Origin of the sequence: Caproiciproducens lactatisolvens (genome assembly GCF_052443335.1) — a bacterium.
GTDB lineage: Bacteria > Bacillota > Clostridia > Oscillospirales > Acutalibacteraceae > Caproiciproducens.
In genome coordinates this window covers 2,966,290-2,991,814 of record NZ_CP195750.1, presented here as the reverse complement: position 1 = coordinate 2,991,814, position 25,525 = coordinate 2,966,290, and the positions used below count along the sequence as shown (strand labels likewise).

Annotated in this window: 24 protein-coding genes; 19 read left to right on the top strand and 5 right to left on the bottom strand. The window is 55.5% G+C overall.

The features are described from left to right. Positions 1 to 167: 167 nt before the first annotated feature. From ftsE to ACRQV7_RS14730, 9 genes are all read left to right on the top strand, one after another. Positions 168 to 857 carry a cell division ATP-binding protein FtsE gene (ftsE, locus tag ACRQV7_RS14770; protein ID WP_444660298.1) on the top strand — a complete coding sequence of 230 codons (690 nt, stop codon included), beginning with the start codon at positions 168 to 170 and terminating at the stop codon, positions 855 to 857. Then, a complete protein-coding gene (ftsX, locus tag ACRQV7_RS14765; protein ID WP_444658833.1) occupies positions 847 to 1,761 on the top strand; it encodes a permease-like cell division protein FtsX in 915 nt (304 codons plus the stop codon). Before ftsE ends, ftsX begins: the two co-directional genes overlap by 11 nt. Next, entirely contained in the window at positions 1,751 to 2,944 is a 1,194-nt protein-coding gene (locus ACRQV7_RS14760) for a murein hydrolase activator EnvC family protein (protein WP_444658832.1), read from the top strand. Before ftsX ends, ACRQV7_RS14760 begins: the two co-directional genes overlap by 11 nt. 39 nt (positions 2,945 to 2,983) lie before the next feature. Continuing rightward, a complete protein-coding gene (locus ACRQV7_RS14755) occupies positions 2,984 to 4,288 on the top strand; it encodes a S41 family peptidase (RefSeq protein ID WP_444658831.1) in 1,305 nt (434 codons plus the stop codon). Positions 4,289 to 4,548: 260 nt separating this feature from the next. Next, a complete protein-coding gene (greA, locus tag ACRQV7_RS14750; RefSeq protein ID WP_275714351.1) occupies positions 4,549 to 5,034 on the top strand; it encodes a transcription elongation factor GreA in 486 nt (161 codons plus the stop codon). 43 nt (positions 5,035 to 5,077) lie between these two features. Next, positions 5,078 to 6,589 carry a lysine--tRNA ligase gene (lysS, locus tag ACRQV7_RS14745; protein ID WP_444658830.1) on the top strand — a complete coding sequence of 504 codons (1,512 nt, stop codon included), beginning with the start codon at positions 5,078 to 5,080 and terminating at the stop codon, positions 6,587 to 6,589. Positions 6,590 to 6,937: 348 nt separating this feature from the next. Next, positions 6,938 to 8,788 carry a beta-glucoside-specific PTS transporter subunit IIABC gene (locus tag ACRQV7_RS14740; RefSeq protein ID WP_275714347.1) on the top strand — a complete coding sequence of 617 codons (1,851 nt, stop codon included), beginning with the start codon at positions 6,938 to 6,940 and terminating at the stop codon, positions 8,786 to 8,788. Then, positions 8,785 to 10,239, top strand: a complete 1,455-nt coding sequence (locus ACRQV7_RS14735; RefSeq protein WP_275714345.1) for a glycoside hydrolase family 1 protein — start codon at positions 8,785 to 8,787, stop codon at positions 10,237 to 10,239. The genes ACRQV7_RS14740 and ACRQV7_RS14735 overlap by 4 nt, the downstream gene beginning before the upstream one ends. Before the next feature lie 33 nt (positions 10,240 to 10,272). Continuing rightward, positions 10,273 to 11,145: a PRD domain-containing protein gene (locus ACRQV7_RS14730; RefSeq protein WP_275714342.1), complete on the top strand. Its 873-nt coding sequence runs from the start codon at positions 10,273 to 10,275 to the stop codon at positions 11,143 to 11,145. 38 nt (positions 11,146 to 11,183) lie between these two features. On the opposite strand, the gene ACRQV7_RS14725 is transcribed toward ACRQV7_RS14730, so the two are convergent. Next, positions 11,184 to 11,855: a Crp/Fnr family transcriptional regulator gene (locus tag ACRQV7_RS14725; protein WP_444658829.1), complete on the bottom strand. Its 672-nt coding sequence runs from the start codon at positions 11,853 to 11,855 to the stop codon at positions 11,184 to 11,186. A 209-nt stretch (positions 11,856 to 12,064) separates the two neighbouring features. Between ACRQV7_RS14725 and leuC the strand changes: the two genes are divergently transcribed. The 5 genes from leuC (at position 12,065) to ACRQV7_RS14700 (ending at position 18,006) form a co-directional block, all read left to right on the top strand. Continuing rightward, complete coding sequence (gene leuC / locus ACRQV7_RS14720) at positions 12,065 to 13,327, top strand: 3-isopropylmalate dehydratase large subunit (protein ID WP_444658828.1); 1,263 nt, start codon at positions 12,065 to 12,067, stop codon at positions 13,325 to 13,327. A gap of 12 nt (positions 13,328 to 13,339) precedes the next feature. Further along, complete coding sequence (gene leuD, locus ACRQV7_RS14715) at positions 13,340 to 13,822, top strand: 3-isopropylmalate dehydratase small subunit (protein ID WP_444658827.1); 483 nt, start codon at positions 13,340 to 13,342, stop codon at positions 13,820 to 13,822. Between the two features lie 280 nt (positions 13,823 to 14,102). Further along, a complete protein-coding gene (locus tag ACRQV7_RS14710) occupies positions 14,103 to 14,792 on the top strand; it encodes a response regulator transcription factor (RefSeq protein ID WP_444658826.1) in 690 nt (229 codons plus the stop codon). Positions 14,793 to 14,795: 3 nt separating this feature from the next. Continuing rightward, on the top strand, positions 14,796 to 16,286 hold the full coding sequence (locus tag ACRQV7_RS14705) for an ATP-binding protein (protein ID WP_444658825.1): 1,491 nt from the start codon (positions 14,796 to 14,798) through the stop codon (positions 16,284 to 16,286). A 25-nt stretch (positions 16,287 to 16,311) separates the two neighbouring features. Then, the gene (locus tag ACRQV7_RS14700; RefSeq protein ID WP_444658824.1) at positions 16,312 to 18,006 is read left to right on the top strand and encodes a trypsin-like peptidase domain-containing protein; all 1,695 of its coding nucleotides are present in this window, start codon (positions 16,312 to 16,314) and stop codon (positions 18,004 to 18,006) included. Positions 18,007 to 18,183: 177 nt separating this feature from the next. Here the strand turns inward: ACRQV7_RS14700 and ACRQV7_RS14695 are convergent, their stop codons facing one another. The 4 genes from ACRQV7_RS14695 to ACRQV7_RS14680 form a co-directional block, all read right to left on the bottom strand. Next, complete coding sequence (locus ACRQV7_RS14695) at positions 18,184 to 19,056, bottom strand: DegV family protein (protein ID WP_444658823.1); 873 nt, start codon at positions 19,054 to 19,056, stop codon at positions 18,184 to 18,186. A gap of 336 nt (positions 19,057 to 19,392) precedes the next feature. Beyond that, on the bottom strand, positions 19,393 to 20,016 hold the full coding sequence (locus ACRQV7_RS14690) for an ABC-2 transporter permease (RefSeq protein ID WP_444658822.1): 624 nt from the start codon (positions 20,014 to 20,016) through the stop codon (positions 19,393 to 19,395). Further along, positions 20,013 to 20,870: an ABC transporter ATP-binding protein gene (locus ACRQV7_RS14685; protein ID WP_444658821.1), complete on the bottom strand. Its 858-nt coding sequence runs from the start codon at positions 20,868 to 20,870 to the stop codon at positions 20,013 to 20,015. Before ACRQV7_RS14685 ends, ACRQV7_RS14690 begins: the two co-directional genes overlap by 4 nt. A gap of 30 nt (positions 20,871 to 20,900) precedes the next feature. Beyond that, positions 20,901 to 21,275, bottom strand: a complete 375-nt coding sequence (locus tag ACRQV7_RS14680) for a GntR family transcriptional regulator (RefSeq protein ID WP_444658820.1) — start codon at positions 21,273 to 21,275, stop codon at positions 20,901 to 20,903. 210 nt (positions 21,276 to 21,485) lie between these two features. Between ACRQV7_RS14680 and ACRQV7_RS14675 the strand changes: the two genes are divergently transcribed. The 5 genes from ACRQV7_RS14675 to ACRQV7_RS14655 are packed head-to-tail and all read left to right on the top strand — an operon-like array spanning position 21,486 to position 25,524. Next, positions 21,486 to 21,812, top strand: coding sequence for a hypothetical protein (locus ACRQV7_RS14675; RefSeq protein WP_444658819.1), 327 nt, complete (start codon positions 21,486 to 21,488; stop codon positions 21,810 to 21,812). Beyond that, on the top strand, positions 21,802 to 23,058 hold the full coding sequence (locus ACRQV7_RS14670; RefSeq protein ID WP_444658818.1) for a PBSX family phage terminase large subunit: 1,257 nt from the start codon (positions 21,802 to 21,804) through the stop codon (positions 23,056 to 23,058). The genes ACRQV7_RS14675 and ACRQV7_RS14670 overlap by 11 nt, the downstream gene beginning before the upstream one ends. After that, complete coding sequence (locus ACRQV7_RS14665) at positions 23,055 to 24,179, top strand: serine/threonine protein phosphatase (RefSeq protein ID WP_444658817.1); 1,125 nt, start codon at positions 23,055 to 23,057, stop codon at positions 24,177 to 24,179. The genes ACRQV7_RS14670 and ACRQV7_RS14665 overlap by 4 nt, the downstream gene beginning before the upstream one ends. Positions 24,180 to 24,194: 15 nt before the next feature. Further along, entirely contained in the window at positions 24,195 to 25,157 is a 963-nt protein-coding gene (locus ACRQV7_RS14660; protein WP_444658816.1) for a hypothetical protein, read from the top strand. Positions 25,158 to 25,176: 19 nt separating this feature from the next. After that, positions 25,177 to 25,524, top strand: coding sequence for a hypothetical protein (locus ACRQV7_RS14655; RefSeq protein ID WP_444658815.1), 348 nt, complete (start codon positions 25,177 to 25,179; stop codon positions 25,522 to 25,524). The last annotated feature ends 1 nt before the right edge of the window (position 25,525 follow it).

Genomic DNA, 25,525 nt, shown 5'->3' with positions numbered 1-25,525 from the left:
TATTAGAGGATAATAAATCCGTCGCCCATTGGTATTATGTAAACATGCCAATGGGTTTTGGTTTTTTTGGCTTTTTATGGTGAATTTTGTGGGAAACGAATCCTTGTCCTGATCTTTCATTGACTCAATGAAAGATCAGTATGAATGAATTTGATGGAGCGATTACATTGATAGAATTTCAGAATGTAAGCAAAACATATTCCAATGGGACAAAAGCGCTCAAGGACGTGAACCTGAAAGTGGACAAGGGCGAGTTTGTCTTTATTGTCGGCTCTTCCGGTGCGGGGAAGAGCACCTTCCTCAAGCTGATTATGTGTGAGGAGAAAGCCAGCGAGGGCGAGATCACCGTCAACGGCAGAAGGCTTTCCACGCTGAGAAAGCGGGACGTGCCGTATATGCGCCGGACGATGGGGATCGTCTTTCAGGATTTCCGGCTGATCGACAATATGACGGTGTTCGACAATGTGGCGTTCGCCATGCACATCGTCGGCGCGACCAACAGGGAAATCCGCAAGCGGGTCCCGTATATCCTGAGCCTTGTCGATCTTCAGAACAAGGCGATGTGCCATCCGGCGGAGCTTTCCGGCGGGGAGCAGCAGAGGGTCGGGCTTGCGCGGGCGCTGATCAACAATCCCAAGCTGATTATCGCGGACGAGCCCACGGGCAACATTGACCCCGCCCTTTCCTTTGAAATTGTGGACCTGCTCAACGAAATCAACCGCCGCGGCACCACCATCCTGATGGTGACGCACGAGCATTCGCTGGTCAAGCACTTCCACCGCAGAGTGGTGGAAATCCACGGCGGAAGCATCGTGGCGGACACCGCTTCGCAGAAGGAGGCGCGCCATGAGGATTAACGGACTGGGGTACCTGATGAAAGAGGGTATCAAGAATATCTGGAACAACCGCACCATGAGCTTTGCTTCCGTCGGCGTGCTGATCTCGTGCCTGCTGCTGACGGGCGCGGCGGTGCTTTTTTCCTATAATATCGATTCCGCTATGAAAACGCTGGAGGGCAGCAATTCCGTCAGGGTCTATATGACGCAGGACCTGCCCACGCTTTCCGCCATCAAGGTCGGGGAGGAAATCAAAAAGCTCGATAATATTGAAACCTGTGAATTCGTGCCGAAGGACGACGCCATCCAGCAGTATATGGATATTTTGGGCGATAAGGACGGCACCATGCTGCAGGGCATGACCGGGAAGGAAAACCCGCTGCCGGACGCTTTCAAGGTTTCGTTCAAGGACCTTTCCAAGTATCAGGAAACCGCGGCGCAGATTCAGAAGATTTCCGGCGTCGCGAGCATCAACGATTATTCGGACGTGGCGCAGAAGCTGACGAATCTGGACCGGATGATCACCATGGTGGGCTTCTGGATCATCCTGCTGCTCAGCCTGGTTTCCCTGTTCATTATTTCCAATACCATCCGGGTCACCATGTTTTCGCGGCGGGTGGAGATCAGCATTATGAAGTCCGTCGGCGCGACGAACTGGTTTATACGCGTCCCGTTTATTGTGGAGGGCATGATCATCGGAGTCCTTTCGGGGCTGATTTCCAGCCTGATCCTGCTTTTGCTCTACAATAAAATGATTACCTCCATTACATCCATTATGATGTTTTCTCCCGTTGACATACAGCCCCTCGCGTGGAGCATTACCCTGGCGTTTATTCTGGCCGGAATGCTGTTCGGCGCGGTGGGCGGAGTGATTTCCATCAGCAAATATCTGAAGAAGGAAGGAGGGGAGATCGTTGGCTGGTAGAAAATGGGTCAAAGGAATGCTCGCCGTCGTTCTGGCGCTGGCGATGATTTTTGCTCCTCAGGCCGCCATGCCGGCGTCCGCCGCCAAAAGCCTGAGCCAGCTGCAGAAGGAGCAGGCCGATCTGAAGAAAAAACAGGCGGAGGTTGCCGCCAGGCTGAAGACGCTGAAAGCGGACAAGGCCCAGAAGCAGCAGTATAAAGCGGCGCTGGACACGCAGGCAAGCACCGTGCAGAGCCAGATCGACGTTTTGAATCAGCAGATCAATGCTCTGGACGCGGACATTTCCCAAAAGGAATCGCAGATCGCCGATAAACAGAAAAATATCGACGCGAACTACGAACAGCTCAAGCAAAGGCTGCGCGCGCTCTATTTGACGGGCGAGGCGTCCAACCTTGAAATTATCCTCAGCGCCAAAAACGTGGTGGACCTTGCGGATAAAACGGAGGCGATTCAGGCCATTACCACGCATGACACCAATTTGATCAATACGCTGAAGTCCGATATGGACAGCATTAAGGCGCAGAAATCGGAGATTGAGACCAACCGCAAAAGCGTTGCCGAAGCGAGGGTGGCGCTCGACACAAAGCAGGGCGAGCTCACTTCGCTGGTCAATGAAACAAAAGCGGTCATTGCGGAGATTTCCCAGAACGAATCGAGCGCCAATCAGGAAAACGCAAAGCTTGCCGAACAGCGCAAGAAGGCGGACGCCGCGATCGACCAGTGGTATAAGGATTATTACGCTTCCCAGAAGGGAACCGGCGGCAGCGGCGGGTACGTGAGCAAGGGCAACTTTGGCTGGCCTCTGCCGGGCGTTACCAATATTACCAGCGGCTACGGCTACCGGTGGGGCAGCCTGCACAAGGGAATTGACATTTCCTCCGCGGGCGTCTACGGCAAGCCGATTGTCGCGGCCGATTCGGGCAAGGTGATGATGGCGGGCTGGGGCAATTACGGCACCGGCTACGGCGGGTACGGCAACGTGGTGGCGATCGACCACGGCGGCGGGTACTCCACCCTGTACGGCCATTGCAGCAGCGTGGCGGTCAGCAAAGGGCAGACGGTGAAAAAAGGGCAGGTGATCGCCTATGTCGGCAACACCGGAGATTCGCAGGGAGCGCATCTTCATTTTGAAATCCGCGTGAACGGCGTGGCAAAGAATCCGCTGAACTGGTTCAGCAGATAGGCGGAAGGAAAATCCAGAATAAGGAATGATTGATTCGATATGAGCAGAAAGCTGACCTGGGGCGCGGCGGTTGCCCTTGTTGCCGTTACGGCCTCCATTACGGTTTCCCTCACCTACGTTTACGCGATGAAGAACTTCAACACCAAGGTCGCGGATGTCAACGCGCGCCAGGCGATGTATACCAAGCTGAGCGAGATCGACCAGAAGGCAAGGCAGGACTACATCGGAGCGGTGGACGAAACCGCTTTGAACGACGGCATCTGCGCCGGATACGTGGCCGGGTTGGGGGATTCCCAGGCAAAATATTTGTCGGCGGAGAAATATAAGGCGTATGTCAGCGGAAACAGCGGAAAGAATATCGGCGTGGGCATCAAGACCGCCCGCGACAACGACGGCAATATGGAAGTCATTGAGGTCATGCCGAATTCGCCCGCCGAAAAAAGCGGGATCAAAAAGGGCGACACCATTGTCAGCATGGATGATAAGGAGATCGTGCGCATCACCTACGGCGACGCGCTCAACAAGCTGGACGGTGTTTCCGGTTCCAAGGTGAAGTTCGGCATCCTGCGCAGGACGGAGGACGCCGGGGCTTCCGGCGGGACGGAGGCGAAAACCGAAAAGCTCAGCATTACCGTGACCCGCGCGGAGTATACCGAGCGGACGATCACTTCCTCCATGATCAACGGCAACGTGGCCTATCTGAAAATCAGCGAATTTACCGATAACAACGCGGAGCAGTTCAACACGCTGCTCGCCCAGCGCATCAAGGAAGGCGCGGCGGGCGTTGTCGTCGACCTCAGAAGCAATTCCGGCGGAAGCGTGGGCGGGATGGCAGCAATGCTGGACACCCTCCTGCCCGCGGGCAATACGGTCAGCTACAGGAACAAGGCAGGAAAGGTCACCGTGGAGCACACCTCCAACGCAAACGAGGTCAGCCTGCCCATTTCGGTGATTGTCGACCGGAACACCTTTGGCGCGGCGGAAATTTTCGCGTCCGATATCAAGGACTATAAAAAAGGACTGCTGGTCGGGGAAAAGACCGCGGGCTTCGGCACAAAGGATGAAGTGATGCCGCTTTCCGACGGGTCGGCGATTATCCTTTCCGTGGCAAATTATCTGACCCTGAACGGCAATGTCTTTAACGGCAAGGGCATTGACGCGGATGTCAGCAAAGAGCTCACCGACGCCCAGCGCGAGCTGCTGGCGAAAAATCAGCTGGCGGGCGAGCAGGACGCGCAGCTGCAGGCCGCGGTTTCCGCGCTGATCCGGCAGGGAGCGAATGTTTCCCAGGCCCCCGGCGCCGCTGCGGAGGTACCGGTGGAAAGCGGAGCCGCGACGGACTGAAGCGGTCTTGGGGATATGCGTTTGCATATCCCTGTTTTTCTGGAAAATCCGCCCGCCGGGGCGGATTTTATTGACAGAACGGTACGGTATCACTATAATGTATTTATTATAGAAAAAATCAGCAATCCTGTTTACAGTGACAGGTGAAAGTGTTCCTCCCCCGCCGAAAGCGGGGGAGGAACATGAAATTATTCTGCCATTGTGTGGGAAAACGCTGTGGAAAAACTGCAAGAAAATTGCATTGAAAAGGTGGTTTATATATGGTTAAACAGGTAATCCTGACAAAAGAAGGCCTTGAAAAGCTTGAAAACGAGCTGGAAGAGCTGAAAAGCGTCAAACGCAAGGAAGTGGCGGAGAAAATCAAGATCGCCCTTTCCTTCGGCGACTTGTCTGAAAACAGCGAATATGACGAGGCGAAAAACGATCAGGCGATCGTGGAGGCCCGCATTGCGGATATTGAGGTCATGCTGAAAAACGTCAAGGTGATCGACGAAGACGAGCTCAGCAATGAGAATATCCATATCGGCTCCAAGGTGGAGGTAAGGGTAACGAACCCCTCGACCGGAAACAGCGGCGTCGCCAACTATAAAATCGTCGGCTCGAACGAGGTCGACCCGGTGAACGGAAACATTTCCGACGAATCGCTGGTCGGGAAATCCCTTCTGGGACACGGCATCGGGGATAAAATTGAAATTGAGGTTCCCGCCGGAACGATGGAATACGAGGTTCTTACCATCTCCAAATAACGTTTTTCAGCGGGAGTGAATCTATGATTTAGGAGAGTTACAAATGAGCGAAACGATCAATGAGACGAAGGAAACCTGCCAGCCGGAGCAGGATATCAGCGAACTGCTGCAGATCCGCAGGGATAAGCTGACCGCGCTTCAGCAGGCCGGCAGGGACCCGTTTGCCATTACGGTCTGCCCGCGGGATACGACCGCGCAGGAAATCCGCCAGTCCTTTGAAAAGCTGGAAAACAGCGACGTATGCATCGCCGGCCGCATGATGAGCTGGCGCGACATGGGCAAGGCGAGTTTTCTGGATATCCACGACCGCACCGGCAGGATACAGGTTTATCTGAAAATCGACCAGGTGGGCGAGGAAAGCTATAGCGACCTGAAAAGCTACTGGGACCTGGGCGACATTGTCAGCGTAAAGGGATATGTTTTCAAAACCCGCAGGGGAGAAATTTCCGTTCACGCCAAAGAAATCAGGCTGCTCTCCAAATCGCTGCTGCCCATGCCGGAAAAATTCCACGGGCTGAAGGATACCGATCTGCGCTACCGCCAGCGCTACCTTGACCTGATCGTCAACCCCGAGGTAAAGGATACCTTTATCAAGCGCAGTGAAATCATGAGGACCATCCGCAGCTTTCTGGATGAAAAAGCCTATATCGAGGTGGAGACGCCCGTGCTCAGCAACATTGCGGGCGGCGCCGCCGCACGGCCGTTTATTACGCATCACAATACGCTGGACATCGATATGTACTTAAGGATCGCGACGGAGCTGCATCTGAAAAGGCTGATCGTCGGCGGGATGGAGCGCGTCTACGAAATCGGCCGCATTTTCCGCAACGAGGGAATGGATGTCAAACACAACCCGGAATTTACCACCATCGAGCTTTACGAAGCGTACACGGATTACCGCGGGATGATGGAAATTACCGAGAATATGATCCACGAGTGCGCCGTGAAGGCGTGCGGGTCCGATCAGATCACCTATCAGGGCGAGGACGTCAGTCTGGGCCTGCCGTTCAAGCGCCTCTCCATGAACGACGCGATCAAGGAATACGCGGGAATAGATTTTCTCTCCTTCAAGGGCGACACCGAAAAGGCGAAAGCGGTCGCGAAGGAGCTGGGGCTTGTAACCAAGGGCACCGACAAATGGGGCGATATCATGTCGCTGGCGTTTGAGGAAAAGGTAGAGGAGCATCTCTTGCAGCCGACCTTCATCTATGATTATCCGGTGGAGGTCTCTCCGCTGACCAAGCGTAAACAGGACTGCCCGGAGCTGGTGGAGCGGTTTGAGCTGTTTATTACCCGCCGTGAGCTGGCGAACGCCTACTCCGAGCTGAACGACCCGATCGACCAGCGCGGCCGTTTTATGCGCCAGATGGAGCTGCGCGCCGCGGGCGACGAAGAAGCCAATATGATCGACGAAGACTTCCTGACCGCTCTGGAGTACGGCATGCCGCCGACCGGCGGGATGGGTATGGGCATCGACCGCCTGGTCATGCTCCTGACCGACAGCGCGTCCATCCGCGACGTGCTTCTGTTCCCGACGATGAAGCCGAAGGAATAAAATTACCCCATAAGGTGCCGGTTTTTGGGCTGCTGACCGGAAATTGTGCAAATCTGTATATTAAGGATTATATCCAAAAGTAATCCTTGTGTACGACGCAATTTTGCATAAATTTATGATGCTTTTTTGTGAAAAAACAGTATTGAAAAAGGAAAAAGCCTTTGCTATACTAACAATAAGTTATTCAGTTGGACATGTCACTGGTAATGCAGGCAGGATCCGGCGGAACAAATGAGACTTTTATGCGATGGCCGCAGTAAAGGTTGAGTGTTGTTCTGTTGGGTCTTTTTCTTTTGATGTTTTGGGCCAAACAGAAAAGGAAGATGGATAAGTGTATGGAGGTTTTTAATGAAAAACTATAAGCAAACCGCAGCGGATGTTCTGCATCTGGTCGGCGGTAAAAAAAATGTGGTACAGTTGGAACACTGCTCTACCCGGCTGCGTTTTACTCTTGTGGACCCCGCAAAGGCAGATACCGCTGCGTTGAAAAAAACGCCCGGTGTTATGGGCGTGATTAGCAGTGGACCCCAGTGCCAGGTTGTCATTGGCAACGATGTGATTGAAGTATATAATGAGTTGATGAAGCTTGGTGACTTTGCTAATGGAAAAGTCGTTTCCGTTAGCAAAGGTGGAAAAAAGAACATCGGTGGTATCATTCTGGATTATATGGTCGGTATCTTCCAGCCGCTGGTTCCCGCAATTGCCGGTGCCGGCGTACTCAAGGCTATGTTGACCATCTTTACCACCTTTGGCTTGCTGACCACCGATATGGTGGCGTACAAGGTATTTGCCGGCGTGGCAGATGCCGCACTATACTATTTGCCTGTTCTGGTCGCCTTTACCACCGCAAACAAGTTCAACTGCAACAAGTTGGTGGCCGTTTCCTTGGCTGCCGCCATGATTCACCCTAACACTGCGGCGTTATTGGGCACGGAGGGCGGTGCTTATCTGTTCGGCTTCAAGCTACAAAGCATCGGCTATACCGGTCAAGTGTTCCCCTCCGTCCTGATCGTCATGTTTATGGCGTCTTTGGAGCACTGGTGCAATAAATGGTGCCCCAAGGTCATCCGCATCTTCTTTGTGCCCCTGTTGTGCCTTGCCGTCGGATTCCCGGTCGGCCTGCTGGTGCTCGGACCTTTGGGCTACAACATCGGCGCCTTGCTGACTGCCGCTATTCTGGCTTTGTATAACACTTTGGGCTGGTTGGCCGTTGCCATCGTAGCCGCAATTCTGCCCTTTATGGTCTCCTTGGGTATGCACAAGGCGCTGGTGCCCTACGCTGTCTCTTCCATCGCAAGCCCTGGCTTCGATATGCTGTACCTGCCTGCCTCTCTGGCACACAATATCGCTGAAGGCGGTGCCTGCCTGGCGGTTGCCCTGAAGACCAAGGATGAAAAACTGCGCTCCACCGCTATTTCCGCCGGTATCTCCGGTCTGTTTGGCATTACAGAGCCCGCTCTGTATGGTGTAACCTTGCAGCACAAAAAGGTGATGACTTCCGTGGTGGCCTCCAGCTTCGTCGGCGGCCTGTTCATCGGCCTGATGAAGGTCAAAGCTTTTGCTGCCGTGGGCCCCGGCATTGCCTCCATGGCAATGTACATCGATGCCGGTAACAGCATGAACTTTATCTGGGCAATTGTGGGCTTTGTTATTTCTGTTGTGGCCTCCTTCGTGCTCACCCTGATTCTGTATAGGGACGATGCAGGAGAGCCTTCTAAGGAAGCTGCACCCGGGGTTGTTACCGATTCTACCGTTTGTAGTCCTCTGCAGGGCAAGACGATTCCCCTGAGCGAAGTAAAGGACGAGGTGTTCTCCAAGGAAATTCTGGGTACCGGCATGGCGGTAGTGCCCGAAAGGGGTGAACTGTATGCCCCCGCTGATGGCACAGTTGAACAGGTGTTAGAGTCCAAGCACGCCATTTCCATGGTTACCTCCACTGGCGCCGAATTGCTGATTCATATTGGCGTAGATACTGTCAAGCTGGAAGGCAAGGGCTTTGCGCCTCAGGTAAAAAACGGTGATGCTGTGAAACAAGGCCAGCTTTTGATGAAATTTGATATTGATGCTATCAAGGCGGCGGGGTACGATGTAACTACACCCATTGTTGTGACAAACGGTGATTCCTTCATCATGACTCCGGCAGCCGAGGGTGTAGTGGCACCCGGTGTTGCCCTGATGAAACTGGAGGCTGTAAAATGAGTTTTCCCAAAGGCTTTTTCTGGGGTGGAGCCCTGGCTGCAAATCAGGTGGAAGGCGCCTGGAACGTAGACGGAAAAGGACCCAGCGTGGCGGATGTCGCCACCTATAAGCCCGGCACGGATGTGAAAGATTACAAGGCTCACGTAGCCATGAACGACGAGGTAATCGCAGTCGCTTTGGCGGACCCCAATGACACCTACTACCCCAAGCGCCGCGGTATCGATTTCTATCACCGCTATAAGGAAGACCTGACACTGTTCGCCGAGATGGGTTTTACCATGTTGCGTATTTCGATCGCATGGAGTCGCATCTTTCCAACGGGAGAAGAAACCAAGCCCAATGAAAAGGGCTTGCAGTTTTACAGCAGCCTGTTTGCGGAAATGCACCGCTTGCACATTGAACCTCTTGTGACTCTGAGCCATTACGAGATGCCCTTGGCCCTGGCCACCAAATACAACGGCTGGGCTGACCGCAGGGTGATCGAACGTTTTGTCCGCTTCTGCCACGTTTGTTTTGAGAGATACAAAAATGATGTGAAATATTGGTTGACCTTCAATGAGGTGGACAGCGTTATCCGTCATCCCTTCACGACGGCGGGCATTGTCCCCAGCCGCGTGCCTGAAGATAAGCTGCTGGAAACCTGCTATCAGGCGCTGCACCACCAGTTTGTGGCCAGCGCGCTGGTAGTCAGGGACTGCCATCAGATAATCCCCGGCAGCAAGGTAGGCTGTATGCTGACCAAGCTGACCACCTACGCCCGTACCTGCGCCCCGGAAGATGAGCTGGCGACTCAGGCGAAAAACCTGGAAAACCTGTTTTATGCCGATGTTCAAGTTTGGGGGGAATATCCGCGCCTGATCCTGAAAATGTTCGAGAGAAAGGGCATAAACCTGAAGACCGAACCGGGCGACGCCGAGATTCTAAAAACCGGCTGTGTGGATTTTGTCTCTTTCAGTTATTATATGTCGATGACGGAATCAGCAGATCCCAAAGCCGAGCGAACCCCGGGCAACACCGTGCTGGGCGTAAAGAATCCGTATCTGCCTACCAACGACTGGGGCTGGCAAGTGGATCCGAAGGGGCTGCGGTACAGCCTGATTGAGCTATATGACCGGTATCGCCTGCCGCTGATGGTCGTAGAAAACGGCATTGGCGCCAAGGATACAGTGGAAGAGGACGGCTCTATTCACGACTTTTACCGCATTGAATATTTTCGTCAGCATATCAGCGAAATGAGCAAAGCAATTGATGAAGGCGTGGAGATGCTGGGGTACACCAGTTGGGCACCCATCGACCTGATTTCTGCCTCTACCAATCAGATGAGTAAGCGGTATGGCTTCATTTATGTGGATCAGGACGATATGGGTCAGGGTTCCCTGACCCGCAGCCGCAAAGACAGCTTTGCATGGTACAAAAAGGTGATCGCAACCAACGGCGGAGATTTGACCTGACCTGTTCAGGATAAGAAAAGGAGGGGGAGACGAATGCAAATACGGAAGGTGCTGAACAGCAGCGTTGTGCTGGTGGCTGATAATGCCGGGGAAGAGTCTATTTTATTGGGCAAGGGTATTGGCTATGACCGTAAGGCCGGGGAGGAGATCGCCCGTCAGCCTTCCGACCGGGTATTTATCCCTTTGTCTAATCCGGATGCGCAGCCAATGCTAAAACTGTTTTCGACGATTCCTTCAGTGTATCTGGAACTGACGCAGGAAATTGTTGCCGATGCCGAGAAAACTTTGAACGAAAAGCTATCATCTCATATCTATCTGATGCTGACAGATCATATGCATTTTGCAGTAGAGCGGCAGCAAAAAGGATTGATTGTAACAAATCGTGTTTTTTGGGAGATTAAGCATTTCTACCGCAAGGAGTTTGATGTGGGGGTACGGGGACTCCAGCGGACGAAGGAACTTTTGAATGTTGAACTGCCGGAAGAGGAGGCGGGCAACATAGCGTTCCATATCGTGAATGCCCGCAAGGACATTGGCGCGGGTTTTGATGCCATGCAGGCTGCCAGGCTGATTAGAGATTTGGCCAACATCGTTACTTATAGCATACATTATCAGGGAGACACGGATAGTATCAATTATTCCCGCTTTATCAGCCACCTGCAATTTTTTGCGGAACGCTTTTTTTCGGCTAAGTTGATGGACAGCAAAGACGATTTCCTGTATCAACAGATGCAAAAGGCCTATCCTGAGGCTATGGCTTGTGCCGAAAAAACCAGGACCTATGTTTTGCGGAATTATAATGTGTTTCTGCCCAACGAAGAGGTTGCGTATTTGGCGCTGCATGTGGCCCGTTTGGTTGATACATCCGAAAAACACGAGCTGACAGAGCAGCCGGGCGAAGGATGAACCGATTTCCTTCGGTACGCAGTGGGACCGATGCGGCTTTATTCTTCGATAAAGCCTTTCAGCGCCGCTTCATCTAAAATTTCCACCTCCCGGTAGCGGGCGGCGGTCCAGCCCCTTTGGGCGAACCGGGTCAGGATGCGGCTGACGGTCACGCGCGACACGCCCGCGAGCCCGGCCAGATCGTCGTGGGTGGCGGACACGGTTCCGTTTTTTTCCAGGCTGAGCAGCAGCCGCGCAAGCCGCTGGTCGGCCTGCAGAAAGGTCATGGAATTGACCTGGGCGGAAAGCATGCGGATGGTCTGCGACAGATAGGTGAGCAGGTACATGGCGAGCTGCGGCTCCCGGCGGATACAGTCCATCAGGCTTTGCCGGGTGACCGTGATGATCTCGGATTTTACCAGCGTTTTGGCGCTGGAAACCCTTGGCATTCCGTCGAAAAAGGCCGCTTCGCCGAAGATGCTTCCCGGTTCCAGAACGGTGAGGGTTTTTTCCATGCCGCTTTCCGAGCTGAGGAAAATTTTTACCTTTCCGCGCTTTAAATAATAAAATTCACCGGCGGGGGCCTCCTGCCAGTAAATCATACGGTCTTTTCCGTAGCTGCGGGGCGTGTGGGATCTTTCCAACACGCCCCCTATGTTTTTCTGCGGGAAAAGCTCCATTTTCCATCCCTCCGGTTCGTTCTTTGTGCCTATCTGCGGCTGCAAAACCAAATCGGCGGTTCTCCCTGTTCCGAACGGGGGAGAACCGGTCATTTTGGGTTGATATCCAATCGATCGGCACGATAATATTTGTATAATTGTATCACATGTTACATTCTTTTTTCAAGTTTCCTGCCATAATACGATTAATGACACGGACGCAGTCCGCCGCCCGGTGCGGGAACGGTGAGAAGGCGGACGGATGATAGGAGGATATCACGATGGGAATGACGATGACGCAGAAGATTCTGGCTGCGCACGCCGGGCTGGAGCATGTGGAGGCCGGGCAGCTGATCGAGGCGAAGCTGGACCTGGTGCTCGGCAACGACATCACCTCGCCGGTGGCCATCAACGAGTTTGAAAAATGCGGGGCTTCGTCGGTTTTTGATCAGGATAAGATCGCTTTAGTGCTGGACCATTTTACGCCGAACAAGGACATCAAGGCGGCGGAGCAGTGCCGTCAGGTGCGCGGCTTCGCGGAGAAATACAGCATTACCAATTTCTTCGACGTGGGGCAGATGGGCATTGAGCACGCGCTGCTGCCGGAGCAGGGACTGGTCGGCCCGGGCGACTGCGTCATCGGCGCGGATTCCCACACCTGTACCTACGGCGCGCTCGGCGCGTTTTCCACAGGTGTCGGTTCCACCGACATGGCGGCGGGCATGATTTCCGGAAAGACATGGTTCAAGGTCCCTTCCGCCGTCCGGGTTGTGCTGAAAAACAAACCCGCCAAATGGGTCAGCGGCAAGGACGTGATCCTGCACCTGATCGGAACGATCGGGGTGGACGGCGCGCTGTACCGCTCGCTGGAATTCACCGGCGAAGGGGTGAAGGCGCTTTCGATGGACGACCGTCTCAGCATCGCCAACATGGCGATCGAGGCCGGGGCCAAGAACGGCATCTTCCCGGTGGACGAAGTGACGCTTGCCTACGAAAAGGACCGCTTCCAGCGGGAGCCGGTGGTCTACGCGGCGGACGAAGACGCCGTTTACGACGAGACCTATGAAATCGACCTGTCGCAGCTCAGGCCGACGGTTGCGTTCCCGCATCTGCCGGAGAACACCAGAGTCATCGACGACGTGGGGGAGATCAGGATCGACCAGAGCGTCATCGGCTCCTGCACCAACGGGCGGATCGAGGACCTGCGCATCGCGGCTTCCATCCTGAAGGGCAGGAAAGTGGCCAGGCACGTGCGGTGCATTGTCCTGCCGGGAACACAGGCCATTTACCTGCAGGCCCTGCGCGAAGGGCTGGCGGAAATTTTTGTGGAGGCCGGCGCCGTGTTCAGCACGCCGACCTGCGGCCCCTGCCTGGGCGGGCATATGGGGATATTGGGAAAAGGGGAACGCGCGGTTTCCACGACGAACCGCAATTTTGTGGGCCGCATGGGACATGTGGAATCGGAGGTATATCTTGCCAGCCCGGCCGTTGCCGCGGCGAGCGCCGTGGCGGGCTGTATTGCCGACCCGGATAAACTGGACTGAGGAGGGCTTGAAATGAACGCACACGGATTTGTACACAAATACGGGGACAATGTCGACACGGACGTGATTATTCCCGCGAGATACCTGAACACCGCCTCTCACGCGGAGCTGGCGTCGCACTGCATGGAGGATATCGACAGGGATTTTGTAAAGAATGTAAAAAAAGGCGACATCATTGTCGCGGCGAAAAATTTTGGCTGCGGCTCGTCGCGCGAACACGCGCCGATCGCGATTCAGGCCAGCGGGGTGTCCTGCGTGATCGCGTCCACCTTTGCCCGCATTTTTTACCGCAACGCCATCAACATCGGGCTGCCGATTCTGGAATGCGCACAGGCCGCCAAGGACATTCGGGCGGGCGACGAGGTGGAGGTCGATTTCGACACCGGCGTGATTAAAAACCTGTCCAGCGGGAAAAACTATAAGGCTCAGCCGTTTCCGCCTTTTATTCAGAATATCATCGCAAAGGGCGGATTGTTAAACAGCATCATGAAATAACGGGGCCGTAAGAATGAAATTTCGAGGGGGAGCGCTGCGGCGCTCCCTTTTTTCATGACGGAAAGCCGTGCGCCCCGAAACTGTGCGGCGGGCCCGCAATTCATATATTATTTAAAAACTTTTATAAAAAATTCATGACTTTTCGGGGGAATTCCCTTATAATCAAATATATACATTCAAATTGGAGGCAGTTCCGTTCGGAATGAAAAATCAGGCGTATTTCCTGATGCCGTCCAATTCAAAACGCTGCGGCTGCGGGGTATGAAGGAGGAAGTTAAAAATGCCGGCTGGAAAAATTTTAGTGGTTGATGACGACCAGAATATATGTGAGCTGCTGAGGCTTTATATCGAAAAGGAAGGCTTTGAGGTTGCGATCGCCAACGACGGACGCAAGGCGCTGGAGGCTTTTGACGAGGAAGCCCCCGACCTGGTTATGCTCGACATCATGCTGCCCGAACTGGACGGCTGGCAGGTCTGCCGGGAAATCCGCAAGAAATCGCAGTGCCCGATCATCATGCTTACCGCGAAGGGCGAGGTTTTTGACAAGGTGCTCGGACTGGAGCTGGGCGCGGACGACTACGTGGTGAAGCCGTTTGAGGCAAAGGAGGTCGTGGCCAGAATCAAAGCCGTGCTGCGCCGCCTGGGCAAAAACAGCGAGGAACTGGTGAAAGAGGTCAAATACGACAAGCTTTCCATCAACCTTACGAACTACGAGCTGCGGGTCAACGGCGTTCAGATCGACACGCCGCCGAAGGAAATGGAACTGATTTACCACCTTGCGAGCAACCCGAACCGCGTTTTTACGCGCGACCAGCTGCTCGACGAGGTGTGGGGCTTCGATTATTACGGCGACAGCCGGACCGTGGACGTGCACGTCAAGCGCCTGCGCGAGAAACTGGAAGGCGTCTCCGACAAGTGGGCGCTCAAAACGGTCTGGGGCGTCGGTTATAAATTTGAAGTTAAGGAATAAAAAATGCAGAAAACACTGTTTAAAAAGTATCTGCGGATTACCTCCTCGATTATTTTCATCAGCTTTCTGTTCCTGAGCTTCGTCATGCTGATTTTCTTTTCGAACTACTGGCAGACGGAAAAAAGGAACCTGCTGAGGAAGAACGCCGAGAGCGTAGCGGCAATCGCGGCGGACAGCGTTACTTCGGTGGAGGACAACGTCTATACGATCCACACCGACCGGATGAAGGCGTTTATCGCGGCCTTTTCCGACAACATCGACGCGGATATCTTTGTGACAAAGCTGAACGGCCAGATCGTGATCGCCTCCTACGACAGCACCAGCGGGATCAACGACGGCCGGAATGTCAGCGAGGAAATCATGAAAAAGGCGATCTCCGGCGGGTACAACAATCAGGGAACCATGGGCGGAATTTACAGCCAGCCTTATTACGTCGTCGGGGTGCCGATCAACGTGGTGAATATCGACGGCAGCAAGACCGCCATTGGCGCCGTGTTCACGGCTTACAATGTGCGGTCGTTCAATTCTTTCCGCGGGGAAATCCTGCGGATGTTCCTGCTGGCCGCCATCGCCGCGTTTATGGTATCCTTCTGCGCGGTGTGGCTGTTCTCCTATAAGCTGGTCCAGCCGCTGCGCAATATGGCCGCGGCGGCGCGCTCCTTCGGGGACGGAAACTTTTCCGTGCGCGTTCCGGTCACCAGCCAGGACGAAATCGGCCAGCTGGCGATCGCCTTCAACAACATGGCGAGTTCCCTCTCCACGGGCGAAAACGTAAGGCGCAATTTTATCGCAAACGTATCGCATGAGCTGAAAACGCCGATGACGACGATCGCGGGCTTTATCGACGGAATTCTGGACGGCACGATTCCGGCGGAGAAAGAGAGCCACTATTTGAATATCGTCTCGCAGGAGGTCAAAAGGCTGTCCCGGCTGGTGCGCACCATGCTGGACCTTTCCAGAATCGACAGCGGCGAGCTGAAGCTCCGCCCGGGAAGGTTTGACCTGACCAATACGATCCTGATCGCGCTTCTGTCCTTTGAAAAGGCGATTGAAGACAAGAAGCTGGAAATCCGCGGGCTGGAGGATGCGGAAAGCCTGTTTGTGGACGGCGATCCGGACATGATTCATCAGGTCGTGTATAATCTGATAGAAAACGCGGTCAAGTTTACCAATGTGGGCGGGTATATCGAGATCAGGATCCTTGACCAGCCCGACAGGACCAGCGTCGTGATCAAAAACAGCGGTCCGGGGATTGCTCCGGAGGAGCTTTCGCTGATTTTCGACCGTTTCTACAAGACCGACAAGTCCCGCAGCCAGGATAAAAACGGGATGGGCCTGGGATTGTATATCGTCCGTACGATTATTAAGCTGCACGGTGGGGAAATTAATGTCAGCAGCGTGCAGAATGAATATTGTCAGTTTGAATTCTGGCTGCCCAAAATCAGCGAGCCGCACCTGTTAAAGGACGGGTCATCCGAGCAGGTCAAAGAATAAATCATTTTCAGAAAGGGTATTTCTTATGAGTGACAGCGAGTTCGATCATAATCATAACGGGGAAAAAGACCCGTGGGATACCGGAGACATCAACCAGCCCGCGGACGAACAGCCCGCGGCGGCGGAACAGGGGAGCGACCCGGAGCGGGAGCAGCCGGAGGAACAACAGGGACAGGACGCGCCGTCTTCTGCTGGGCAGGAGGGAACGCCCGCCCCGCCAGACCCGGAGCCGGACAGCCGGAATACGGAACAGGCGCCTCCTCCTTACGGCCAGCCGCCGTATCAGGACTCGCAGAATCCGTATTCGCCCTACGGCCAGTACAACAACAACCCGTACGGCCAGTATCATCAGCCCTACGGGAACTATAACGGCCCCTACGGCGGCTATCGCCAGGATCAGTACGGTCAGCAGCCGTACTGGTCGTATCAGCCGTACGGCGGGCAGCAACCTGATCAGAACCCGCAGGAGCCGAAACCGCCCAAACGGAAAAACACCGGCCTGCGCGTGTTCCTCTGGATTCTGGGAGGGCTGACGGCGGCGTTCGTGCTGGGCTTCTGCATTTATGGCGTTCAGACGGCCGTCGGTCAGCAGAGCGGCTGGCCGCAGGGCGCAGCTTCGCAGCCGGAATATGACGACGGGGAAAAATCCGCCGATTCCGGGAGCACATCCAGCCAGGCGCAGATTCAGGGCGGAATCAAGGGCGACGGAACCAATCCGAACTCCTCCGGCATTACGATCGTGCCGGAGCCGGGTACCGGCCAGCTGAGCGCGAAGGACGTCTACAAGAAAGTGGCGGACAGCGTGGTCGGAGTGGAAACCACCGTGGCCGGCACAACGGGCAGCCAGGGCGGCGTGATCCAGGGCACCGGCATTGTGGCAAGCAAGGACGGATATATCCTGACGAACGCGCATGTGGTCAATTATTCCCGCGCGAACAAGGTAAAGGTCATCCTTCACGATAAAAAAGAATACGAGGCGACGGTCGTCGGCTACGACAAAACCTCCGACCTCGCCGTGCTGCGCATCAACGCGAGCAGCCTGAGCGCCGCGGTGTTCGGCAACGCGGACCAGCTCGAAATCGGGGACGAGGTGATCGCCATCGGCAATCCGGGCGGCATGGAGTATTCCAGCTCCCTGACGGGCGGCTACGTGTCCGCGCTGAACCGCACCATCGAAAGCCACAGCGACAACGGCATGACCTACATCCAGACCGACGCGGCCATCAATCCGGGCAACTCCGGCGGTCCGCTGGTCAATATGTACGGGCAGGTGGTCGGCATCAATTCCAATAAGATTGTCGCCACCGGCTACGAGGGAATGGGCTTTGCCATTCCCGTCAGCAAGGCGAAAACCGTCATCGACGACCTGGTCGCGCGCGGATATGTCAGCGGGCGCAGCCGTCTGGGAATTACGGCCACGACCATCACCGATATCCAGTCGCAGCTTTCCGGCTACCCGACCGGCGTGATGATCCGTGAGATCAGCTCGGAAAGCGACCTGACGAAATCCGGCGTCGCCGTGGGCGACGTGATTACCAAGGCGGACGGCCAGGCAATCGCCAGCCTGGACGATCTGTACGCGGTGCTGAACAAGCACAAGGCGGGCGACACCATCTCGCTGACTATTTTCAGAATAAGTACCGGACAGAGTGCCACTGGCAGCACCCGGACGGTGAAAACCAGGCTGCTGGAAGACAAGGGCGAAACACAGGCGAAATAATGCATAACAATGCGCCTCGACAGGGCTTTAAGAGCCGTGCCGGGGCGCTTGCTTTTTCCGGGACTAAGGCGGATTCCAATAGACCGAGGGAACGAACTCCTTTCGCCGCGACGGGCGCGGCACCTCCCTCACGGAGGGAGGCGGGGATGGGTCGTCCCGTCCATTCGTTCCGGCGGTTTAACGGTGTGTGCCGAGGAAAAACAGCGCGATGGTTCCCGGGCCGGAGTGCGCCCCGATCACCGGGCCGACGTAATTGGTCACGACGGTCTTGACGCCGAATCTGCTTTTCACCTGTTCCGCCACATAGTCGGCGTCCTCCTGGGAATCGCCGTGGCTGATGAACACGACCTGCGACGCGGGGTCGATTGCCGTTTCCTCCATATGGTCGATTAGCGCGGTGAGCGACGCGCGGCGGCCTCTGGCCTTTCCGACGTTGACCAGGTGGCCTTCGTCGTCCACATGCAGGACGGGCTTGATGTTCAGCATGGTGCCGATCAGGGCGGTCGTCGCGGAGATTCTGCCGCCGCGTTTCAGGTGGTTCAGGTCCTCCACGGTAAACCAGTGGCAGAGGTGCAGCTTGTTCTCTTCCAGCCAATCGCGCACCTCGTCGATATTTTTGCCGCCGCGCTTTTGCTGGACGGCATGGTAGATCAGCAGCCCCTGCCCCAGAGAGGCGCAGAGCGTGTCCACGGCGTATACCCGGCGCTCCGGATATTTTGCCGCCAGTTCCTTACAGGCCATCTGCGCGGCGTTGCAGGTGTTGCTCAGCCCGCTGGAAAACGCGATGCAGAGGACGTCTTTTCCGGACTGGAGAATCGGCTCCATCGCGCCGGAAAAGGCCTCCACATTCACCGCGGAGGTCGTACAGCTTTCTCCCGCGCGGATACACCGGTAAAATTCCTGAAAGGAGAGCTCGCGCCCGTCCAGATAATTGCGGTATTCCTTTTCCGCCAGATTAAAGGAGAGTGGGAGCACGGTAAGCTCTAAATCCCGGGCCATTTCCGCGGTCAGATCACAGGAGGAATCCGTTACTATGACAAAATCGTTCATACGCTTCTCCTTACCTTCTGTCATAAAATTTACTGATGAAAAATCACCAATTTCAAGAATATCCACAGCATTTCCAGTTGATTCTGAAACAAGGTTGTGTTCCTCCCCCACCGAAGGGGAGAGGAATGTGCTTTGTTTCTCAAACTGAAATATCATTGCTATAAAATTCTCTTATCATAAAATATATTCTATCATTTTCCAACTGAAATATAAGTCGAATCCGGAATTAATCCGGGAATATAATATAAAAAATAAGATTATGTAATATGGAATATTAGGTTCGGCTAACAAAAAAGGAACGGATTTCCGTTCCTTTTTTTAATGCTTTATTATGCCCTAATTTTCCTTGTTCTCCAGTATCTTGCAGGAAAGATAATAGGAAACCACGGAAAAGACCACCAGAAAAACGGGCGAAATTTTCAGCAGGAAGAGGATCTGTGCGTCGCTCGGCGCGGCAAATCGCGCCTGTTTCAAGAGGAAAGCGCCGAGTGTGGGAATCAGAACAATCACCAGCAGCGCAAGCCGCGCTTTCTGCGTTCCGAACCGGTAAAACAGCGGGATCAGAATTTCGCAGAGCAGCAGAGCCGCCCCGGAAGCGGCGTAGACAGCGGCGCCGGTTTCTTCCGACAGGCTGCCGGACAGCAGGTTCATCAAAAACGGAATCAAAGCCATTCCGCAGGTCAGCAGAAGAGTGAGAAGATATCTGGCAAAAACAAGTTTTCCCCTGGTAATCGGAAGAGTAAGCGCGTAGGTATTCCATTTTGACATTTCATCATAGGCAAAGGCGTTTGTGAGAACAATCATCGGCAGCATCGGTATCAAGGTGAGCAGCATAGAAGTGATCTGATCGGTTCCGCTCCCCGTTGCGGCAAAAAAGATGATATAGAAAGCCAGCAGGAACAGGAAAATCCGCCCCTGCCTTTTCAGGTACAAAAGATCTTTCAGCAATAATCCCGTCATGATCTGCCCCCCTTTACATAAATCAGCATGATATCGTCTATGGTGGCCGGGTCAATAACCAGGCCGGAATATTTCCGCCGGGCGGCGTCCCGGTCCGTTACCAGCGCTTCATAGCCGAAATCGGTTTTGCGCCAGCGGACAAGATCGTCCGGATCGATCCGCTGGAAATCCTTCGGGCCGCATTTCACGATCCCGTACTGATAAATCAGGTCGTCCTTGGAGCGGTCGAAAATGATCTTTCCCTCGTGGATGAAAACGACATAATCTGCTACCTTCTCAAGGTCGCCGGTAATGTGGGAGGAAAACAGGACGGCATGGGCTTCATCCTGAATGAAGTCGAGGAAAATGTCAAGGATTTCGCTGCGCACGACCGGGTCAAGACCGCTGGTCGCCTCGTCAAGGATTAAGAGGCGCGGGCGGTGCGCCAGCGCGCTGGCAATGCTCAGCTTCATCTTCATTCCCTTGGAATATTCTTTGATCATTTTGTTTTTCGGCAGCTTGAACTGGTTCAGATACCGGCTGAAGAGATCGTCGTCCCATGTCTGAAAGACCGACCGCAGGATGGAAGCGATGTCCCCGGCTTTAAATTCGCCGTGAAAGTAGCTTTCGTCGAACACCACGCCGATCTGTTCCTTGATTTTCTGTTCGTCCTTTCTGTTGTCCAATCCGAAAATCTGAACGGAGCCGCCGTCCCGCTTCATTTCATTTAAGATCAGCTTGATGGTGGTTGTTTTCCCCGCGCCGTTTTCGCCGACAAAACCGACGATGCTGCCGCTTGGGACCGTAAAGCTCACGTCCCGCAGATGAAACGACGGGTAATCCTTACAAAGATTGCTGACTTTGATGTTGTCCATAGTTACCTCCATGGCGCTGTGCCGGATTTTTTAATCGCCGTTGTACAGCAGGGTGAGTATTTCGCTGAGCTCCTCCAGCGTAATTCCGCCCGACCTTGCCACATCCACGGCGTTTTGCAGAAGATTTTCCGCTTTGCGCAGCTGCTCCTCGCGGATAAACTCCATGTTTTTCTGCGCGACAAAGCTCCCCTTGCCGGCAACCGTTTCAATAAACCCCTCCCGCTCCAGATCCTCGTAGGCGCGCTTGGTGGTAATGACGCTGATGTGCAGCTCCTTTGCCAGCAGCCGCATGGACGGCAGGGCCTCGCCCGCCTGCAGCGCGCCGGTAATGACGCTGTTTTTGATCTGTTCGGTAATCTGCTCGTAAATCGGTTTCCCGCTTGCGTTGCTGATGATGATGTCCAAATGATCACCTCGAAGCGAATCAGGCTGTCGATCAAGCCGCGCACACTTTTCCGACGCCCGACAGTTTTTCGATATGCTAATATTGTATATATCGTATATATACAATAACTCGTATATCTTCGTTTGTCAAGAAATAATTTTTGGTTTTCTTTCCTCTTTTTGGGAAATAAACGGGGGGATGTGCCGGAGGGTTGAAAGGAGGCTGAAGGTTTGGAAAGCAATTCGGAAACAGGGGAAAGAACCCGCAAACGGGTGCGCAGGGGATACGAAAGGCTGGCCTACGGCGGGATCGCGGACGCGGTGCGGCTGCTGTTTACGGAGGAGCCCGATCTGACGGCGCTGGACAAGATGGACCTGTACAACATTGCGGAAATCAAGCGGCCGAAGGGCGGCGGGATGGAGATCAAGTTTTTTGACCGGATCAAGGCCCTGCAGAGCCTGGAAGAGCTGAGCGGGACCGGCGGGGATTCCCTGCCGCTGTACCGTACCCTGCAGGAATGCGCAAGGTCCCTCGGCGGGGGCGAAGATGGAGTTTAAGACCTTTTCGAGAAAGCAGCTTCAGGCGCTTTCCTGGTGGTGCCCGGGCAGCCCGTATGAAAGCCGGGACGCGGTGATTTGCGACGGGGCGGTGCGCAGCGGAAAAACGCTCTGCCTCGGGATTTCGTTTGCCGCGTGGGCGCTCTGCCGTTTTCAGGACCGCTCGTTCGCCATCTGCGGCAAGACCATCCGCTCCCTGAAACGGAACCTGATTACCACGCTGCTGCCGGCCCTGCAGGAATCGGGCTTCCGGTGTGAGCTGAAGGCTGCGGAAAACCGGCTGGACATTTCCTGCGGAAAGCACTGTAACCGGTTCTATCTGTTCGGCGGGCGGGACGAAGGGTCCTCCGCGCTGATTCAGGGAATTACCCTTTCCGGCGTTCTGTTCGATGAGGTGGCGCTGATGCCCCGTTCGTTTGTGGAACAGGCGCTCGCGCGCTGTTCGGTGGAAGGCTCCAAATTCTGGTTCAACTGCAACCCGGAAAACCCGCAGCACTGGTTTTACCGCGAATGGATCCAAAAGGCGGAGCGGAAAAACGCGCTGTACCTGCATTTCACCATGGAGGACAACCCGTCGCTCAGCCCGCAGATCCGCGCTCGGTACCGCGGGCTTTACGCGGGGACGTTTTACGAGCGCTTCGTGCTTGGGAAATGGGTGGCGGCGCAGGGGCTTGTCTACCCGTTCATGACGGACGGGATGCTCTGCGCCGCGCCGAAGGACTGCGAAAGCTACGCCGTTTCCTGCGACTACGGCACCGTGAACCCGTCCTCGTTCGGGCTGTGGGGAAAAAAGGAAGGCGCCTGGTACCGGGTGGACGAATATTACTACGATTCGCGCGCGGCCGGCGCTTCCCGCACGGACGAGGAGCATTACGCCGGGCTGGCACAGCTCTGCGGGGAACGCGAAATTGAAAGCGTCGCCGTCGACCCTTCCGCCGCCAGCTTTATCGAGACGATCCGGCGGCACGGAAAATACCGCGTCCTGCCCGCGCAGAACGAGGTGCTCGACGGCATCCGGCAGGTCAGCGTCGCTTTGAAGCAGGGGGACGTGAAAATCTGCCGCAACTGCGCGGACGCGGTGCGGGAATTCGGCCTGTACCGCTGGAACGACGACAAAAGCCGGGACGCGCCGGTAAAAGAAAACGATCACGCGATGGACGATATCCGGTATTTTGTAACGACGCTTCTCCGCAGGGAGGACGCCTTCTTTGCAATTGCCGCGCCGCGCGGGAAAGGAGAGCAATGATAGGAAAAAGACAGAAACCGCAGCCGGTGGCCCGGGCGGTGCAGACTGCGGCGTCCGCTTCGCCCTTTCCCGCGCTGGACAGCTACGTGCCGCTGCAGACGGGTGAAAACAGGCTTTACGCCGCGCTACGCGAGGCGGTGCCGATCATCGACGCGGGCATCGATAAAATCGTCCGGCTGATCGGCGGCTTTACCGTTCGCTGCGGCGGCGGGAATACGGAGGCCCGCCTGAATTCCTTTTTACAGAACGTAAAAGTGAATTCCATGGAGGCGGGCGTGCAGAGCTTTTTAAACGACTATCTGTCGCAGCTTCTGACCTACGGCAACGCGGTGGGGGAAATGGTGGTAAGCGGCGGGGCCGTCGCCGCGCTGTACAACGCGGGGCTTGAGGACGTGGAGCTGAAAGCCGTCAGCCCGCTGCACACCGAGGTTTACCGCCGTGAGCCGGGCGGAAGCGTAAAGGTGAAATACCCGGAGCTGGTGTTCTGCTCCGCGCTGAATCCCCCGCCCGGCAGCGCGCGGGGGGTGTCCCTGCTGCACGGGCTGCCGTTCGTCAGCGGAATCCTGATCCGGATTTACAATACCGTCGGCGTGAACTGGGAACGGCTGGGAAACGTGCGCTTCGCCGTGACCTATAAACCCACAAACGACGCGGCGGACAGGGCTTACGCGAAGGAGCGCGCCCAGCAGATCGCCGGGGAGTGGAGCCGCGCGATGCGGAAGGACAGCGTGAGCGATTTTGTGGCCGTCGGGGATGTGAGCATCAAGGCGATCGGCGCGGACAACCAGATCCTGGACAGCGCTGTGCCCGTGCGCGAAATGCTGGAGCAGATCGTGGCGAAGCTGGGTCTGCCGCCGTTTCTGCTGGGACTTTCGTGGTCCTCCACCGAGAGGATGTCGAGCCAGCAGGCGGATATCCTGACCAGCGAGCTGGAAGCGTACCGCCGTATTTTGAATCCGGTCATTTCCCGTATCTGTTCCCTGTGGCTGCGGCTGAACGGACACGAACCGGATTTTACCGTCGAATGGGAGGACATCACGCTGCAGGACGAAATCGAGTCGGCGAACGCGCGGTACCTGAACGCAAAAGCGGAGCAGCTGGAAGCCGCCGCGAAAATGTGAGAAAGGAAGGATGACTTGAAAGAGGGATATGTGCTGAAAAGCAATCAAAAGCCGGACGGGGACGCGCTGGAAAAAATCAACCGCTATACCCGCAGGGAGTTTTCCGCCGAGGAGATTTACACCTTTTCGGTGGTGCTGTGCGACAACGAAATCGACCGCGACTGCGAACGATTTGCGGTGGAGGCGCTGGAAAAGCTGGCGGTGCTGTTCGTGGGGAAAACCGGGATTTTCAACCACAGCATGCAGACGCAGAACCAGACGGCGCGCATTTATGACTGCGCGGTGGAACGGGACGGCGAACGGACGACCGAAGCGGGCGAGCCGTACTGCCGCCTGGTGGCGCGGGCGTATCTGCCGAAAAGCGACAAAAACCGCGATCTGATTCTGGAGCTGGACAGCGGGATCAAAAAGGAAGTCAGCGTGGGCTGCGCGGTCAAAAAGGTCACTTGCAGCATCTGCGGCGCGGACCTGAAAAAGGGCGGCTGCGCCCATGGGAAAGGAAAAAGTTACGGCGGGAAAACCTGCTGCGCGGTTTTAAGCGAGCCGACGGACGCCTATGAATGGTCGTTTGTGGCGGTGCCCGCCCAGCGGGAGGCCGGAGTGATCAAGAACTTTTCCACCGAAAACGCGGAAGAGGTGGAAAAAACGCTCGCGCTCGCAAACGGGGAGATCACCCTGAGCGCGGAGCAGGCGCACCGGCTTTCCAAACGGCTGGAAGCGCTGAAAGAGCGGGCCGAGTGCGGGAAGCTGTACCGCGGCGAGCTGGAAAACAGCTTCGTCAAATACGCGGGCATCGCGCAGCCGGAAATCCCGGCGCGGACGGCGGCGCGCGTCGCCGCCGAAATGGAGCTCGGGGACCTGAAATGCTTTGAAAAGGCATACCGCAAAAAGGCGGAGGAGGTTCTGCCTTTGGCCCCGCAGCTTGCCGCGGCGCGCCGGGCTGGGGATCCCGGGTTCAACGCGGAATTTAGAATATAAAAAATACGGAGGAGAGAAAATGAAGATTTCTTTGAACGGTTACGGCGAACAAATGGCGACCTTTGAGGCGGAAACCGGCGTGGTTCCGGGAATTCCGGTAAAGATGACCGGGAACGGCCTTGTCGGCGCGGGTCAGGCGCAGGACGAATTCTGCGGGGTGGCGGTTTCCGTGCGCGGGGGCTTCGCGGCGGTACAGCTGCACGGCTATGTGACGGTGCCGTATTCCGGGGCCGCTCCGGCGGCCGGATACCGGTTCCTGAGCTGTGACGGGAACGGCGGGGTACAGGTACAGGCCGAAAGCACGGGCAGGAGCCTGCTTGTCACCGACGCGGATGTTACGGCGCAGACCTGCGGAATCATTCTTTAAT

Excerpts from the sequence above, each read along its gene's own strand:
- ftsX (WP_444658833.1), top strand. The coding sequence starts at position 847 with ATGAGGATTAACGGACTGGGGTACCTGATGAAAGAGGGTATCAAGAAT.
- ACRQV7_RS14755 (WP_444658831.1), top strand. The coding sequence starts at position 2,984 with ATGAGCAGAAAGCTGACCTGGGGCGCGGCGGTTGCCCTTGTTGCCGTT.
- greA (WP_275714351.1), top strand. The coding sequence starts at position 4,549 with ATGGTTAAACAGGTAATCCTGACAAAAGAAGGCCTTGAAAAGCTTGAA.
- lysS (WP_444658830.1), top strand. The coding sequence starts at position 5,078 with ATGAGCGAAACGATCAATGAGACGAAGGAAACCTGCCAGCCGGAGCAG.
- ACRQV7_RS14740 (WP_275714347.1), top strand. The coding sequence starts at position 6,938 with ATGAAAAACTATAAGCAAACCGCAGCGGATGTTCTGCATCTGGTCGGC.
- ACRQV7_RS14735 (WP_275714345.1), top strand. The coding sequence starts at position 8,785 with ATGAGTTTTCCCAAAGGCTTTTTCTGGGGTGGAGCCCTGGCTGCAAAT.
- ACRQV7_RS14730 (WP_275714342.1), top strand. The coding sequence starts at position 10,273 with ATGCAAATACGGAAGGTGCTGAACAGCAGCGTTGTGCTGGTGGCTGAT.
- leuC (WP_444658828.1), top strand. The coding sequence starts at position 12,065 with ATGGGAATGACGATGACGCAGAAGATTCTGGCTGCGCACGCCGGGCTG.
- leuD (WP_444658827.1), top strand. The coding sequence starts at position 13,340 with ATGAACGCACACGGATTTGTACACAAATACGGGGACAATGTCGACACG.
- ACRQV7_RS14710 (WP_444658826.1), top strand. The coding sequence starts at position 14,103 with ATGCCGGCTGGAAAAATTTTAGTGGTTGATGACGACCAGAATATATGT.
- ACRQV7_RS14705 (WP_444658825.1), top strand. The coding sequence starts at position 14,796 with ATGCAGAAAACACTGTTTAAAAAGTATCTGCGGATTACCTCCTCGATT.
- ACRQV7_RS14700 (WP_444658824.1), top strand. The coding sequence starts at position 16,312 with ATGAGTGACAGCGAGTTCGATCATAATCATAACGGGGAAAAAGACCCG.
- ACRQV7_RS14695 (WP_444658823.1), bottom strand. The coding sequence starts at position 19,056 with ATGAACGATTTTGTCATAGTAACGGATTCCTCCTGTGATCTGACCGCG.
- ACRQV7_RS14690 (WP_444658822.1), bottom strand. The coding sequence starts at position 20,016 with ATGACGGGATTATTGCTGAAAGATCTTTTGTACCTGAAAAGGCAGGGG.
- ACRQV7_RS14685 (WP_444658821.1), bottom strand. The coding sequence starts at position 20,870 with ATGGACAACATCAAAGTCAGCAATCTTTGTAAGGATTACCCGTCGTTT.
- ACRQV7_RS14670 (WP_444658818.1), top strand. The coding sequence starts at position 21,802 with ATGGAGTTTAAGACCTTTTCGAGAAAGCAGCTTCAGGCGCTTTCCTGG.
- ACRQV7_RS14665 (WP_444658817.1), top strand. The coding sequence starts at position 23,055 with ATGATAGGAAAAAGACAGAAACCGCAGCCGGTGGCCCGGGCGGTGCAG.
- ACRQV7_RS14655 (WP_444658815.1), top strand. The coding sequence starts at position 25,177 with ATGAAGATTTCTTTGAACGGTTACGGCGAACAAATGGCGACCTTTGAG.